Annotated in this window: 12 protein-coding genes; 7 read left to right on the top strand and 5 right to left on the bottom strand. The window is 51.1% G+C overall.

The annotated features are described in order from the left end of the window. Window positions 1-13: 13 nt before the first annotated feature. Window positions 14-1,102: a lipocalin-like domain-containing protein gene (locus BZG73_RS06490; protein ID WP_077667878.1), complete on the top strand. Its 1,089-nt coding sequence runs from the start codon at window positions 14-16 to the stop codon at window positions 1,100-1,102. Here the strand turns inward: BZG73_RS06490 and cra are convergent. Next, a complete protein-coding gene (gene cra / locus BZG73_RS06485) occupies window positions 1,099-2,112 on the bottom strand; it encodes a catabolite repressor/activator (protein WP_046073190.1) in 1,014 nt (337 codons plus the stop codon). The two genes, BZG73_RS06490 and cra, sit on opposite strands and share 4 nt — an antisense overlap. A 428-nt stretch (window positions 2,113-2,540) precedes the next feature. Here cra and fruB point away from each other — a divergent pair, with 428 nt between their 5' ends. From fruB to fruA, 3 genes are read left to right on the top strand one after another with little or no spacing between them, the layout of a single operon-like run. Then, window positions 2,541-3,710 carry a fused PTS fructose transporter subunit IIA/HPr protein gene (gene fruB / locus BZG73_RS06480; protein ID WP_077667877.1) on the top strand — a complete coding sequence of 390 codons (1,170 nt, stop codon included), beginning with the start codon at window positions 2,541-2,543 and terminating at the stop codon, window positions 3,708-3,710. Next, on the top strand, window positions 3,707-4,660 hold the full coding sequence (gene pfkB / locus BZG73_RS06475; protein WP_046073192.1) for a 1-phosphofructokinase: 954 nt from the start codon (window positions 3,707-3,709) through the stop codon (window positions 4,658-4,660). The genes fruB and pfkB overlap by 4 nt, the downstream gene beginning before the upstream one ends. A 30-nt stretch (window positions 4,661-4,690) precedes the next feature. Further along, a complete protein-coding gene (gene fruA / locus BZG73_RS06470) occupies window positions 4,691-6,418 on the top strand; it encodes a PTS fructose transporter subunit IIBC (RefSeq protein WP_077666238.1) in 1,728 nt (575 codons plus the stop codon). A gap of 69 nt (window positions 6,419-6,487) precedes the next feature. Here the strand turns inward: fruA and BZG73_RS06465 are convergent, their stop codons facing one another. From BZG73_RS06465 to BZG73_RS06455, 3 genes are all read right to left on the bottom strand, one after another. Then, complete coding sequence (locus BZG73_RS06465; RefSeq protein WP_077667876.1) at window positions 6,488-7,936, bottom strand: glyceraldehyde-3-phosphate dehydrogenase; 1,449 nt, start codon at window positions 7,934-7,936, stop codon at window positions 6,488-6,490. Between the two features lie 403 nt (window positions 7,937-8,339). Next, entirely contained in the window at window positions 8,340-9,026 is a 687-nt protein-coding gene (locus BZG73_RS06460; protein WP_077458734.1) for a DUF3334 family protein, read from the bottom strand. Between the two features lie 128 nt (window positions 9,027-9,154). Continuing rightward, window positions 9,155-12,298, bottom strand: coding sequence for an ATP-binding protein (locus tag BZG73_RS06455; protein ID WP_158075272.1), 3,144 nt, complete (start codon window positions 12,296-12,298; stop codon window positions 9,155-9,157). 349 nt (window positions 12,299-12,647) lie between these two features. On the opposite strand from BZG73_RS06455, the gene BZG73_RS06450 reads away from it, so the two are divergent. The 3 genes from BZG73_RS06450 to nagK all read left to right on the top strand — a co-directional run bounded on the left by BZG73_RS06450 (window position 12,648) and on the right by nagK (window position 14,879). Next, window positions 12,648-12,992, top strand: a complete 345-nt coding sequence (locus tag BZG73_RS06450; RefSeq protein ID WP_046073196.1) for a DUF3802 family protein — start codon at window positions 12,648-12,650, stop codon at window positions 12,990-12,992. Between the two features lie 127 nt (window positions 12,993-13,119). Next, window positions 13,120-13,869 carry a tRNA-uridine aminocarboxypropyltransferase gene (locus BZG73_RS06445; RefSeq protein WP_077667874.1) on the top strand — a complete coding sequence of 250 codons (750 nt, stop codon included), beginning with the start codon at window positions 13,120-13,122 and terminating at the stop codon, window positions 13,867-13,869. A gap of 107 nt (window positions 13,870-13,976) precedes the next feature. Next, complete coding sequence (nagK, locus tag BZG73_RS06440) at window positions 13,977-14,879, top strand: N-acetylglucosamine kinase (protein ID WP_046073198.1); 903 nt, start codon at window positions 13,977-13,979, stop codon at window positions 14,877-14,879. 45 nt (window positions 14,880-14,924) lie between these two features. On the opposite strand, the gene BZG73_RS06435 is transcribed toward nagK, so the two are convergent. Continuing rightward, window positions 14,925-16,013: a ketoacyl-ACP synthase III gene (locus BZG73_RS06435; protein ID WP_172969973.1), complete on the bottom strand. Its 1,089-nt coding sequence runs from the start codon at window positions 16,011-16,013 to the stop codon at window positions 14,925-14,927. Window position 16,014 lies beyond the last annotated feature (1 nt).

Genomic DNA, 16,014 nt, shown 5'->3' with positions numbered 1-16,014 from the left:
ATGGAAGCGGAAAATGATACGTTCATTGTTAGGAGGCGGAGTGATCATCGCGCTCGGCACGCTGGTATGGTGGGGTCAGCAGCCTGCATCGTCTCCTGATACCAGTGGAAATTTTGCCGTTTTTGATTCGCAAAGTGGCTTTGCCCCTGTAACCCCAGACCACACGCCTACCTATCCCCAAGACATGGCGGCACACTTAGACTTTGCCACTGAATGGTGGTATTTGACCGCAACGTTAACCGACGCTAATGGACAAGCGTATGGCGTGCAATGGACATTGTTTCGCCGCGCATTAGCACCGGATCGTAAAGAAGGATGGGCGAGTCAGCAGCTGTATATGGCGCACGTCGCTATCACGAGCGATGATAAACAATGGGAGTCGGAGCGCTTTGCCCGTGGTGGGATTGATCAAGCGGGAGTGACGCTGTCACCTTTTGATGCTTGGTTAGACGACTGGCAATGGCAGGGCGGTAAACAACCTTTTCCTGCCAATGTGCGTGCAATGTGGCCTGCGCAAGGTAAGCAAGTAGGCTTTACGTTGGAGGTGCGCGAAAATGGACAACAGGTCAAGCACGGTGAAGAGGGATATAGTATCCGTCATACCAGTCAGCCGTCGGCTTCGTATTATTTTTCTTGGCCACAGCTAACCGTCAAGGGTGTGCTAACCATTGCGGGTGAAACCATTCCCGTGACAGGAAAAGGCTGGTTTGATAAGGAGTGGTCGAGTGGCGCGATGGCCGCCGAACAAACGGGATGGGATTGGTTTGGGCTTAACTTAGATGATGGCCGTGCGTTAATGGTTACCCAAATACGCGGCACCGAGCCGTTTATGTTTGGTTCATTACTGTTTCCTGATGGCCGAGTCGTGACGCTGAGCCAGGATGATATTCGTATGCTGCCGGTCAGTCATGCCAAGATGGCGGAGGGCGCTAACTTACCGATTCGTTGGCAGATCAAAGTGCCCAGTGAGGACATTAGCCTTATCACTCAACCACTTAACCCACAGAGCTGGATGGACTTGAGTTTTCCCTATTGGGAAGGGCCTGTGGAAGTGCATGGCAGTGCCACAGGCCGAGGCTTTATGGAAGCGACAGGCTATTAACCCAGCCCGACCCAGGCTTGTGTTTGATGGGGGCGCCAAATCGGTTGGCGTTCAACCGTGATAACCCCAGGATGGTTGTCTCCTTGCGCGGCCGACACCGCGAGACTGAGCGCCGCGTCGCTAATTGCTTCAAATTGTTGAGGGAGAGACTGCACCCCAAAGGGAAGAAAATCGAGGATGCGGCTATCACCAAAGGTGGCAAAATACAGTGCAGTAGGGGCGATACCTGTTTGCCTAATGGCGTCCAGCACCCCTTCACACAGCGTGAAGGACGTGGTGAGCAAAGCATCGGGTAAGTCACCAGCTTCAATCCACTCTGTCATGAGCCTTTGTCCCTCAGCACGGCTAAAAGCTTGGCCGTAACGCACTTGTCCATCTACGCCTTGTGCCGCTAATGCACCACGAAAGCCGTTCTCCCTGTCTTGTGAGATGGCCAGCGATGGGACGGCCCCAATCAGCCCTGCTTGATAGACATCCGTTGGGGCAATTAACATCTCGGTGAGCTGGTAAGCGCCTTTTTCATCATCACTCAGCACATTCGCGAATTGGTTGGCATCTAGCCCACGGTCAATGGCAACGATGGGAGTGCCTTGCTGTTGTAATTTGGGGTAGAAGGTATTATCTGCAGGCAAACAAGAGGCGACGATTAACGCATCAATTTTCCTAGAGACGAGGGTCTCAGCCACTATTTTTTCTCGTTCTGGATCGTCATCAGAGCCCGTGATAATAACCTGATAGCCCTGATCGTGGGCTTTTCGTTCAAAGAGTTTTGCCAACGTGGCGTAACTGGTGTTTGCCAAGTCAGGAACGACTAAACCAAGCGTTTGTGTGGTGCCTGCACGCAAGGCTGTGGCGGCGCGGTTCGGCTGATAATTGTGTTGTTCGACCACCGCCATCACGCGTGCTCGCGTTTTTTCACTGATCCGATAACGGTCGGCTTTGCCATTAATCACATAACTTGCCGTTGTGCGTGATACACCGGCAAGACGGGCAATTTCATCAAGCTTCATAAAGCGATCCTTAAGTAGGCCGATCGTTACTGATGGCTTTGTGAATGCGATCAAAGTTTACGCACTTCAGATCCATAATTTATTTGCATTATAAGCTAAAACGATTCAGCCTTAAAGCTGAAAGGTTTCAGCTTGTGTCAATTATTGGCGGCTGATCTCAAGATGCTGGAAAGACGATGCGGCTTATCTCTTCCGGCACTTATAAGGGGAAGAGATTGACCAAAAGCCGGGAGCAATGTCTATCGCTTTACCTAAAAGCTGAATCGTTTCAGTTTTTAGGTAAAGCGAATGTGGCAAGTCAAACGCGAACACTGCCAATGACCGGTGACTTGCGACCAACCAATATGTCCGCCATGTCTAAGTGATACTGATGTGGCCGACGACAACATCAACCCGTGCCGCGGCACTGAAAAAAGAGGAACGACCTCATGTTGGCACTTAACGTACACGATATTCATATGCAGCAACACGCGGCGTCTAAGCACGAGGCTATCAAAGCCATGGCCGCAGCACTCACCCAAAAAGGGCTAGTCGACGCGGGCTATCAAGACGGTATGCTGGCGCGTGAAGCCCAAACCAGTACCTATCTGGGCAACGGTATTGCCATCCCGCATGGCACCACAGATACCCGCGATCAAGTTAAACAAACAGGGGTACAAGTGTTTCATTTTCCCCAGGGTGTTGACTGGGGAGAGGGAAACCTCGCTTACGTGGCCATTGGTATCGCCGCTAAATCAGATGAACACTTGAGTATCTTACGTCAGTTGACGCGTGTGCTGTCACAAGACGGCATAGAGCAACAACTAAAAACGGCGTCGGCGGCAGAGCAACTGGTTGCTTTGCTCAATGGGCAAACGGCGGATACTCAGACCTTCACGTTTAGCAGCGACATGGTGTTAACTGGCTTTCCAGCGTCAGATATCACCACCTTGCAAGCCGTGGGCGCGGGATTGCTCAAAAATCATCACTGTTTARATAGCGATGGCGTAAGCCAAGCCGTCGCTGGCCAGCCGGTGCACCTTGGTGAAGGGCATTGGTTGCTCGGTGTGGGAGACGGTGTGCTGCAGAGCGGATTGTCGTTGGTGATGCCTGCGACGTCATTGTCTCACCAATCCCTGTCGGTCAGTGCGCTTTGGTGTGTCGCAGCCAACAACCGTGCGCATCTTCCTGTGCTCAATACCTTGATGCAATGGAAGCTTGATAAACAACTGGCGGAATCTGGCCGTTACTCGCCACAAGCGCTGGTTGATGCGTTGTCTGCTGAACCCGCCCCCGTACAACCTCATACAGCGGCGCCGTCTGAAGCGCCCACCGCAGAGGGGCCAACAGGCCTGTATACGGTGACGAATGCGCATGGTTTGCACGCTCGTCCTGGGGCGATGTTGGTCAATACGGCGAAAAAATTCAGCGCTGATATACAGGTTGCCAACGCTTCCACCCAGTCGGCGCCGGTTAACGCAAAAAGCTTGATGAAAGTGATCGCGCTTGGGGTGAAACATGGGCACCAGTTACAGTTTTCCGCCCAAGGAAGCGACGCTGAACAAGCGATTGCGGCACTGGGTGATGCCATTAAAGATGGGTTGGGAGAGAACGCATGAGTGCCATTCTGACCGTAACCTTCAATCCCGCACTCGACATGACAGGCTCAGTCAGTGCGTTGCAGCCTGGTGATGTCAATTTGGTGCAAAACTATACACTGCACCCGGCGGGAAAAGGCGTCAATGTCGCACGTGTCTTAACGGATTTGGGCGCGACGGTCGCAGCGTCAGGTTTTCTTGGCGCAGATAACCAAGACCCGTTTGCCCACCTTTTTACCGAGCACGGCATTGCCGATCACTTTTTGCGTGTGCCGGGCGTTAGCCGCACCAACGTCAAGCTGGTTGAAAAAGCGGGACGTGTCACTGATTTGAATTTTCCTGGTATGGCGGTTGAACAGGCCGATATTGAGGCATTGACGGCGCGCTTGCTTAGTCTGGCTGAGCACCATGAGTGGATCGTGCTTGCGGGCAGTTTACCTCCCGGTGTCTCGACCGAGCAGTTGACCGCTTGGATAACCACCTTGCGCGATGCAGGGAAAAAAGTGGTTGTCGATACCAGTCAGCATGCCTTACGCGCAGCCGTTGAGGCAACCCCTTGGTTGGTTAAACCTAATGAAGCTGAACTGGCTCAATGCCTCAACGCGCCCATCAGTAATGAGCAAGCAGTGTTGCTGGCACGCGGTGAGCAATTGTTTAATCAGGGGATCGCGAATGTAGTGATTTCTCGCGGCGTCGATGGGGTGCTTTGGCGCGATAAGGAAGGCTGGCTTAAGGCTGTGGCGCCTGCGCAATCAGTGGTGAGTACCGTTGGGGCGGGGGATTCTTTAGTGGCAGGGCTGGTATCAGGATGCCAGGCAGGCCTAAGCAAAGAGGCGGCGCTGTGTCGCGCGGTCGCTATCTCTGCGCTTGCTGTCACCCAAGTGGGGGTCGGTGTGCGCAATCGTAAAGACGTGAACCAATTAATCGAAAAAATCAGCGTGTCGCCTGTTGAGCTGTCAGTGCACGCGTAATAAAACCAATCCATGAGTGGGGTAAAAGGTATGAATCTGGTGATTGTGACGGCGTGCCCAAGTGGCGTCGCCAATACCGTTATCGCGGCTGGGCTGTTAGAAAAGGCCGTGATGTTAAAAGGATGGACGGCACAGATCGAGTGTCAGTCCAGTGTACAACCAACCCAGGCGGTATCGACAACTGATATTGAAAACGCTGACCGTGTTCTTTTGGTGGGGGAGCCAAAAGAGTCGGCTCGCTTTAACGGCAAGCCAGTCTATCAAGCAAGCTTGAATGAAGTGATGGCCGATACCCAAGCGGTATTGGATGCCGCCGCGAATCATGCACAGCCGTATCACGCGCAGACGCAAAGCGAGAGCAGCACCGTCAGCATCGTGGGCATTACGGCGTGTCCTACCGGTGTTGCGCATACCTTTATGGCGGCGGAAGCGGTTGAAGAAGCGGCTAAAGCGAAAGGTTATCAGGTAAAAATTGAGACACGTGGCTCGGTAGGTGCGAAAAATGCATTAACAGATGAGGAAATTGAAGCGGCGGATCTCGTCTTTATCGCGGCGGATATTGAGGTCGACTTGAGCCGGTTTGCGGGTAAACGTTTATATAAAACCAGTACGGGCACGGCGTTAAAAAAGGCGTCGCAAACGATCGATGATGCGCTTGCTAACGCAGAGGTCTATCAAACAACGCAAGCGAGTTCATCGAACAGCAGTGCCAACCAAGGTGAGCGCTCAGGTGTCTATAAGCACTTGATGACAGGCGTATCACATATGCTCCCTCTGGTCGTCGCCGGCGGGTTGGCTATCGCGCTCTCGTTCGTCTTTGGCATCGAGGCGTTCAAAGAAGAAGGGACGCTTGCGGCGGCATTAATGCAAATTGGTGGCGGCAGTGCATTCGCGCTGATGGTACCGGTATTGGCCGGGTTTATTGCCTTCTCAATTGCAGATCGCCCTGGTCTGGCTCCCGGCTTGATTGGTGGTATGCTTGCCGCGTCTACCGGTGCTGGGTTCTTAGGGGGGATACTGGCAGGTTTTATCGCCGGTTACAGTGCTAAATTTGTGGCAGACAAAGTCAGTTTGCCGGCCTCAATGGAAGCCCTTAAACCCATTCTCGTGATCCCTTTATTAGCCAGTTTGTTTACCGGTTTGGTGATGATCTATGTCGTGGGCGGGCCTGTCTCTGTTGCCATGGAGAGTCTTACCAGCTTCTTGCAGGGTATGAACTCGACCAATGCGGTGATCCTTGGCGTCGTTTTGGGCGCGATGATGTGCTTTGACCTTGGCGGTCCCGTCAACAAAGCGGCGTATACCTTTGGCGTCGGCCTGATTGAGAGTGGTACCTATATGCCGATGGCAGCGATCATGGCGGCAGGTATGGTGCCGGCGCTAGGGATGGGGCTATCGACGTTCTTAGCCAAGCGTAAATTTAATGATGCAGAGCAAGAGGCGGGTAAAGCATCGTTTGTGCTTGGGCTGTGTTTTATCTCGGAGGGGGCGATTCCATTTGCCGCTAAAGACCCAATGCGAGTGATCCCATCGTGTATCGCAGGTGGTGCGCTGACAGGCGCGATATCTATGCTAATTGGTGCAAAACTGATGGCACCACACGGTGGCCTCTTTGTGCTGTTGATCCCGAATGCAATCAGTCCGGTGTTGATGTATTTAGCCGCCATTGCCGCAGGTACGCTGGTAACTGGTTTGGTTTATGCGGTGCTTAAGCCCGTCAGCCAACCGTCACCCTTGACGGCGGCTGAACAATCTTAACCTTACATTGAGTGGCGGACACGTAATAAAAAAGGCCCATCAGGGCCTTTTTTATGGCGGTAAAACGGGTTAAGAAAGCGCTTCTGGCTCGGGAACCATCGGATAGCGTACTCCCATCATTTGTTCCATGCAGTGAACAACCTGGCAGCTGTAGCCAAATTCGTTGTCATACCAGATGTATAGCACACAACGGTTTCCTTCGGCGATCGTCGCTTGGCTGTCCACCACGCCGGCAAAGCGCGATCCCACCAAGTCACTTGATACCAACTCCGTCGACTGGGTAAAGTCTATTTGCCCAGAGAGTGGTGAGTACAAGGCCACATCTTGCAAATAGGCGTTGATTTCGTCTTTGTGAGTTGGGTTATCTAAATTCAGGTTGGCGATAGCCATGGAGACATTTGGCGTGGGTACACGTACAGAGTTCCCCGTTAACTTACCTTTTAGCGCGGGCAAAGCTTTCGCGACCGCACTGGCGGCACCGGTGGACGTGAGAACCATATTCAATGAGGCAGAACGACCACGGCGATCGCCCTTGTGGTAATTATCAATGAGGTTTTGATCATTGGTAAACGAGTGAACTGTCTCAATGTGTCCGCCATCAATACCAAATTTATCGTGCATGGCTTTGAGCACGGGTGTGATTGCATTGGTGGTACAGCTAGCGGCAGAAATAATTCGATCATCTTCGTTAATCACGTCATGATTAACACCGAATACGACGTTTTTAAGCTCGCCTTTGCCCGGCGCGGTGAGTAGCACCTTCTTGGCGCCTTTGCTGTCAAAGTGTTGACTCAGGCCTTGTTCATCACGCCACATGCCTGTGTTATCGACCACCAGTGCATCATGAATACCGAATTGGGTGTAATCGACTTCTGTTGGGTTATTGGCATAAATGACTTGGATAAAATTACCATTGGCGATCAACGCATTGCGTGATTCATCAACGGTAATGCTGCCATTGAATGGGCCGTGGACAGAATCGCGACGCAGCAGGCTGGCGCGCTTTTCCAGGTCGCCTTCTTTTCCGCCACGCACCACGATAGCGCGTAAACGTAAGGGATAGCCGGGACCGCTTTTTTCAATCAGTAAGCGCGCGAGTAAGCGACCGATACGACCAAAGCCATAAAGTACTACGTCTTTAGGGTCGACTCGATTACCCGTTCCCAATAAATGCCCCAATTGGTGATGTAGAAAATCAGGAATGCCGTTCTCACTGTCATGCTGTTGCCAGTAGGTCCATGCGAGCTGACCGATATCGATTTTACTGGGAGCAAGATCTAATTCAGCCATCACTTCGATCAATGGCAACGTTTGGCTGGGCGATAAGGTGCCCCCCGTATAGCGGCGCGCAACGCGGTGTGCCTTAATGATATCAATGGTGCTAGCGTTGATCAGTTGACGACCGAACAGTTGAATTTCAACGCCTTTTTGGCGGTAAAGCTGGCTAAGCAGCGGATACATGGTTTCAGAGTGAGTTTGACTGGTTTGCCAATCGAGTAGGTAGCTTTCTGGACTCATGAATCGACCTTTTTCACGAATGATAGTGGGTGGGCAGGGTGCCCAGTAGGGTATTTGGCTGATCGTCGCCAGCCTTTTGATTTTGCCGCGCAGTCTAAATGATGCGGAATTATTCACCTACTAAAAAAAAGTGGGCAGAGATAAAGACTTATGAGGGCGAGAGGTGGGGAAACGACGACCACAATATCTATCAAATGTGATCAAGGTTGTAACTCATATGAAACAAATATAATTGGTCACTTATAACTGTGAAGTGCTGTGTCCGTTGAATTGACTTAATAATCGCCAAGAAAAAAGTAAGCAAAGAAGAAAAAACACAAGTTACACGCGTCTTTGCAGCGAAGCGTTACAAATCGATAGCAACTTGTGTTTATGTCTTAGCGACAGTAAGAGGGGGGAGGGGTTAAATCCCTAGTTCGTCAAGTAAGTCATTACTACCGCTGTCTTTTTTGTCGCTTTTGTCGTTAGACTTTTCTTCTAGTTGGCGTACTGTTTCTGCTTCCAGAATGGAATCAGGATCAACCTCTTCCCCTTCTTCAAAGTCCTGAAGCTGAATAAACTCGGTACGCTCCATGGCAAGCTCAAGATAGAAGATATTGTTGTGCTCAGTGGTAAAGCTCACGCGGCGCGCTTGTGGCTTGTCGATGTTGCTATCGACTGACACCGTAAGATTTTTGTTAACCGCCATCATCTTCGGCTGGTTTTGGGTGATAGAGGTTTGGATTGAACGCTTAATCTTACCGGTGAAATCGCCAATAATCTGGTTCATGAGCTCACCGAGCACATCGCCCACTTCATCTGCGGTGTGTAAGCTGGCTAACTCTTCTTCGGGGATCCCCATATGCTGCATGTAATTGCGGTAAATTTCTAACGCCGCGGCGGAGGAGAAGTTGATCACAACAAGGCCAGAGAAGCCACCATCAAACAGCACAAAACAGCCGAGGTCAGGCTTAAGGCTGGTTTTGGCAATCTTTTGTACCATAGCAGCATGGTGTACGGGAGAGTCAGTCGCTTTGGTTAATACTGCCGTGGCGGACTGACACAGTTTGAGCAGAATGTCCTCGGAGGTGACTACTTTGGTTTTTCTCATTATTCACTACCGTCATGGTTGATAAAACTTACTGTCAGTGTGGCACTGGATTGCGCGATTTGTACACCGATTTTCCGGATATCCGGATAAGGGATCACATTCATCTGTCTGTGACTGCGTATATTGGATCATTGAGGGTCACGCGGTAATACCTCCAGCAAATGATCAAGTACCGTGTTGATACGGGTTAATGCCTGAACAAGTGCTTCTGTTTGCTGATTGTTTGCGGTTTGCTCTGCCTCAAGACAGGCTTGGTGAAGCGCTGTCGCACCAATGCTGCCTGCGGCAGATTTTTGTTTGTGTGCCGCCTCTTTTAATGCTTGCCAGTGTTCAAAAGGCGGTTGCGATTGCGCGAGGGCGCGTAGGCCAGGGACGCTACGTTTGAGAAAAACATTCACAATGTCTTGATAGGCGTGTTGCTGTCCGCCATATAAGCGATCAACCACCGTTGGATCGAGTATAGATGGCGCGTCGGCGCTGGCTGTCACAGGGGGTGGAGTAGGTCGCGTCGTCGCGTGTGGACGGTTAATCCAATAGGTTAAGCGTTCGTCTAGCGGATCCAGCTCAATGGGCTTGGTAATGTAATCGTCCATGCCTGCTTCAAAACACCGTGTTTCTTCACCACTGAGCGCATTGGCGGTAATGGCGATAATAGGCACCCAACCCGATGCCCCTTGGATCTCGCGTAAAGCCGCGGTGAGCGCATAGCCATCCTTGTTGGGCATATGGCAGTCGGTCAGGACAAGATCCACCTGATGGTGTTGATACGCTGTGAGTGCCTGGTCACCATCATCCGCCATCACCACCTCATAGCCAAGATAATGGAGTTGCTGGGTGAGTACCTGTTGGTTCGTGGGGTTATCCTCTGCGACTAAAATACACCCGCGAGTGCGTTCGGGATCGCGTGCTTTGGCTTCTGCCTCGTCAGGAAGAGGCAACATAGCGTCAGATTCCGCCAACATACTGATATCGGGACTTTCAAGCCCAAGGCATACACGTAGACCGTGGACCAGACGACGATAGGTTAATGGTGAGGCAAACAGCTCTACGATGCGTTTATCAGGGTGGGTTGCCAGCGATAAGGTATGTTTGAGCGCAATCACATGATCGACCGCGCGTTCAGCGATTAATGTACTTGGCTCGGCGTGGGTGGTAATCAATAACCGGTGTGTGGCCAGTTGCTTGTCCACTTTCGACGGCGATGAATCATGGTGATAAGCGATATGCAAGTGCTCCAGATAGCGGCACACCGTGTGATTGAGTGCGTCTTGAGGAATATCCACTGCAACCGATAATTGTTGCGCATGCTCGCGACTAATCGGTCGCTCTGCAGGTTCTGCCAATGGGTTTACCGTATAATCGATACGCACGGTAAATCGTGTGCCGTTTCCCTGCTCACTCTCAATGTCAATCTCACCGCCGAGGAGATCGATAATATTCTTACTAATGGCTAAGCCGAGCCCTGAGCCTCCAAACTCTCGGGTGGTAGACGACTCCGCTTGGCTGAATGGCTGGAAGATAGTGTCGAGTTTATCTGGTGCAATGCCGATCCCGTTATCGGTGATGGTAAACACCAGCTGTGCTTTTTGCGCCTGTGGGTTATCTATCGCGTCAATATTAACTGTTACAAAACCAGGCTGACGGTGCTGGCCACCAGAGAACTTAATCGCATTACCAACTAGATTAAACAGTACCTGTTTTAACCGATTGGGATCGCCCACCAGTTGATCGGGGAGGTGAGGGTTAATAAATAGTGACAGTGTCACCTTTCGCTTGTTAGCTTGATGGCTGAGGGTGTCCATCACTTGTTCTACGGTGTCGGACAAAGAAAAGGTGACACGTTCAAATTGCAGCTTTCCGGCCTCGGTGCGTGAAAAGTCGAGGATGTCGTTAATGATGGAGAGCAAAGAAAGAGCGGATTCGCGCACCGTGCTAATCAGGCTTTGCTGAGAGGGCGTTAACGACGAGCGACGAAGCATATCGAGCATCCCAATCACACCATTCATTGGCGTGCGGATTTCATGACTCATGGTGGCGAGAAATTGCGCTTTGGCGCGAGAGGCACTTTCTGCGCGCTCTTTTTCGGCCATTAATTGCTCTCGAGCCTGATTACGAGAAATGATATGCGCACGAAATATCACCAGACCATGGGCGATCTTACCGACTTCATCCGTCCGATCTTGAAAATTACTGGCCGGTGGGGTCATATCGCCAGCCACCAGGCGCTGCATGGAATCGGCGAGTTTGGCAATCGGCTGAGTGAATGTGCGGTAAATATAAAAGTACATCGCGCCACTGACGAACAAGATAAAAATCAGTAAATAGCCAAGGTTGAGCTGATTTGAGTGGAGTATTGAACGCAAATCAACCATTGAGCGGGTAACCACTTTTCCTGTCTGTTGTGCGAACGTTGAGAGCGCATCCTCAAGCGCTTGGTATTCTTGATCACTCAAGGTTCGCACTGCGGTCATGGCGCCGACTTTGGCACTGGGCTGGTAGTCATTAAAAATGGCGATACCACTGCGCTTTAAACTGGTGAAATGGTGGCGGATGTTGGACAGTTTTTTCAGTGAGGCAGGGTCGTTGAGCTCGAACTGCGCCAAGGAAAGATAGCGCTCGAATGTTGCCATATCTTCCATAAAGCGTTGTCGGCTACTTTCTCGCCCATCTAGATATTGGTTAAGCTCAGTCAGCATATCGCCATTTTCATCGACCAGCTCATCAAGGTATTGCAACACGGCCAGGTTACCGGGCTGTGTGAGCGATTGTGAGGCCTTTAATTCGGCAATCAAGTTATCAATCGGTCGCACCACATCAATGGATAGTCGCATTACCTGTTTACGTGCCCATTGCTCAGCGACCGGATCAAACTCTGTTAAGACTTTTTGATGAGCGATACGTTGAAAGCGCTCATAAAGCTGGCTGATCAATGAAAGTCGCTGCTCTGCGTCGGGTTTTACCTCACGTAGGCGAGCCAGTAATTGTTCAAAATCTTGCTGACTTTCTAGAAAAACCGCGAGCGATTCATGACGGCCCATGACATATTTGAGCATGCTGGCATTCATATCACTGGCGGCACGCTGCATGCGCATGGTGATAATTGCACTCGGGATTTCTTGATGAGTAGCGCGGCCAACATCGCGGTTGACGCGCTCCTGCATGATGTAGCTCGAGACTGACAGGCCCAGCACCATCAAGGTGATGAAGGTCATGATCAACCCAATCTTGCTGACGATACTCTTACCAAATGGGCGAGGGTGATTTACCTTCATGACGATTCCTACATCCTTGTCAACGATTGATTTGGGCGTGATCCGTGTTAAATTGCGCGTTGTGTTGTTTGCTTTCATCACAGTGAAGCCAGACTATACTGCAAGGAGACTGGCGTCAGTCGTTTGTATGATTTGACGTTGCCACTCGGCCCCCTTATTCGAGCCAGACTAAAAGGAAAGAGGACGATGTGAGCAGACACCATGTCATAGAACGATGATCAGTTTATAGTATACAGTGCGCTAAGCACTGCGAAGCGTGACTCGCTTTCTAATTTCGCCTTCAATAGGCGCAAGTAGCCGACGGGCACGGTACAATAGCGATAGTTGAATAGTCTAAGGACAAGTAATCATGGTAGTAGACTCAGACGGGTATCAAGCACTGATCGAACATTTTGCGTTTAATCTCTCTGTGTTTGAAAAACCGGGTGAAGCCATTGGCGATGACACCATTGCCGATATTGTGCACGATCTGGTCGCCTCTAATATTATGACCATTTGCGAGCAAAATCCTGGGCTTTCGTCTGCATTGCGCTTCACCATATTACGAGAGGCTGACCGTGTGGTTGAAGATATGGAAGAAGTGCTGGCGGGTCGGTGGGAGCAACCAGTGACCGCAGAGCAGGTAGGCTTTCTCGAAGAGTACGTTGCCTTGGTAAAAAACCTTTTTGATGGTGCCATGGTCGAGCTGCGCTAGCGACAAGCCCTGGCGGTTACCGTTTAATGCCCGTCTTCCTCTGCTTTTGTGATCTTGGCCGCGCGATACTGACAGCAAACCTCAGTTCGGTATACTAGGCGGTCAATTTACAACCTCAGATTTTACCATGTGCCAATCCGCCCCGCGTCACGCTATTCATGCGCTTTATTCCGCCCGTTTGGCTCGTGCAACGCGTCCCTATCTCGCACGTGGCGCCGGTGTAGACCGCTGCCCATCATGCATGTTAGTTCGTCATTTCTGTGTGTGTGAGTACCGAGCAGCGTGCCAGACCCATGCCGCGTTCATGTTACTCATGTACGATGATGAGGTGCTAAAACCCAGTAATACAGGGCGTTTGATTGCTGACTGCGTCGCGGATACCTACGCGTTTATCTGGTCACGTACGCAACCTGATCCTGATATGTTGGCGTTGTTATCCCGCTCAGCGTTTCAACCCTATGTTGTCTTTCCTGCTCAGTACACAACCCCGACGCGTATGACGGCGCCAGCACGTATCCATGACAGCGCGAAGCGGCCGTTATTTATCATCATTGACGGCACTTGGCGGGAGGCGAAAAAAATCTTTCGTAAAAGCCCTTGGCTTGATCACTTTCCGGTTTTAAGTATTGAACCTCAGGCATTATCTCGGTATCGCGTGCGCGATGCTCACGGTGAAAACCAACTGGCGACAGCAGAAGTGGCTGCGGAAGTGCTTGCTGTCAATCAAGAGCACAAGGCGGCAGATTACTTAAACCAATGGTTCGATGTCTTTCGTGAGCGATACCTCGCAGGCAAACGACAAAAACACCTTGCGGAAGACAATGCGTTGACGCGCTTTCTTGATGACCGACCCCTTGTGAATGATGCCGACACCTGAGTGAAAAGTCTGGTTGGAAAACAACGAAACTTGGGGCTAATCACGGACTTTTGCCTTGGTTTGCTGAATAATCTGGTTAAATAACGACAACTTAAGGTGGCTTAGCCATGTATTACGGCTTTGATGTGGGCGGCACAAAAATTGAATTTGGCGCCTTCGATAAACAACTCAATCGTGTTGCGACCGAGCGTCACCCAACACCAACGCAAGATTACCCCGCATTAATCGACACATTGGTGCGGTTGGTGGAAAAGTATGATGCGGAGTTAGGGCAAAAAGGAACCATTGGTATTGGTATTCCAGGCTCTCAAGCAGAAGATGGAACGGTGCTGACCGTCAATGTGCCCGCGGCAAATGGACAGTCGTTACGGGCTGATCTACAAGCACGCGTCGGGCGCGAAGTGCGTATTAGCAATGACGCCAATTGTTTTGCGTTGTCAGAAGCATGGGATGCGCAAGCGCAATCGGCGAAAACCGTGTTAGGGCTAATCTTGGGCACAGGCTTTGGTGGTGGTTTGGTGATCAATGGCAAAGTCATTAATGGCAAAAACCAAATGGCGGGCGAAGTCGGGCATATGCGTATGCCGATTGATGCCTGGCTAAGGTTGGGTGACAACCCGCCGATGTTTGCGTGTGGTTGTGGGAATAAAGGTTGCCTAGACAATTATTTATCTGGGCGTGGGTTTGAACAGCTTTATGCTCACTTTTATCAGCCGTTGTCAGCGATCGAAATCATCGAACAGTATCGCCAAGGTGAACCGGATGCGGTGGCATTTGTTGACTGCTTCTTTGATGTGTTAGCCATGGCTCTGGGAGGCGTATTAACCGCGTTTGATCCAGACATGGTCGTGCTTGGTGGCGGTCTATCTAACTTTGATGAGCTGTATCAAGCTATTCCTGAACGCTTACCGGCACACCTACTGTCTGCGGCTAACGCCCCTGATATTGTCAAAGCGCAGCACGGTGATGCGGGAGGGGTGCGTGGCGCTGCCTTCCTACACCTAACCTGATGCCAATAACAAAGCCGACGCAAGTCGGCTTTGTGGTGAGACATTTTATTCTGGTTTTTTATGCTGACAATGGCGGATGGCGTTGTCGAGTAATTCAAGTGCCGTTTTATCGGTTGGCGGTAACGCTGCGTCAGACTCAGCGATTGGCGTTGTACGCTCGCCCCAACGGATTAAGCCTGCGCCCCAAGTCAGGCCAGCGCCAAATGCCGCGGTGAGTAGCTGGCTATGTGGCTTGACCGCCCCTTGCTCAACTGCTTCGCACAAAGCGATGGGGATCGTGGCTGCTGAGGTATTGCCATAGCGCTGGATATTAATAAACGCCTTATCTAACTCGATGCCAGCGTGCTCACATAAGGTTTCGATAATCCGTTTGTTGGCTTGGTGTGGCACGACCAGATCAATACCGTCAGCATTGAGCTGATTCCGTGTTAACACCTGATTCGCCGCTGATCCCATGCCTTTAACCGCGCGTTTAAAAATATCACGGCCGATAAAATCAAACGCAAAATAGCCATTGTCCGGGTCGAAGCGATCCATTGCGGTGCCAAAGGCAGGGATCGCGAGTACATCACGGCCTGCTGGATCACAACCAAGTTGCGCGTCAAGTAACCCCACTTCCTGTTCGCTTTTGCTCACCACGACCGCGCCGGCACCATCACCAAATAGCACGGCGGTATCGCGTTTGCTCCAATCCAAATACCAGGTTAAATGCTCTGCGCCGATAATGAGTGCATGCTGATAGTGGCCAGCTTGGAGCATCTTGGTTGCGGTTTCTAATCCGTATAAAAACCCGGTACAAGCGGCATTCATATCAAATGCAGCGGCACGAAGTGCACCTAAGTTGCCTTGCACTTTGGAGGCAATATTGGGGATCAGCGTGTCTGGTGAGCAGGTCGCTACAATCAACAGATCAAGCTGGCTTGCCTCAATGCCTGCCGCCGCTAATGCGCGTTGAGCGGCAACGGTGGCGAGCTCTGAGGTTTCTACATGACTCACTCGGCGCGCTTCAATACCTGTGCGTGAGCGAATCCATTCATCATTGGTCTCTAAAATTGTGCTGAGATCGTCATTGCTCAACACCGCGGGCGGAAGGCACTTCCCCCAGCCTGTAATTTCTGCAAATGCCATAGTTATT

Source organism: Salinivibrio siamensis, from assembly GCF_001996005.1.
Taxonomy (GTDB): Bacteria; Pseudomonadota; Gammaproteobacteria; order Enterobacterales; family Vibrionaceae; genus Salinivibrio; species Salinivibrio siamensis.
The sequence above is the reverse complement of the archived record's forward strand: the minus strand, read 5'-3'. Positions and strand labels throughout refer to the sequence as shown.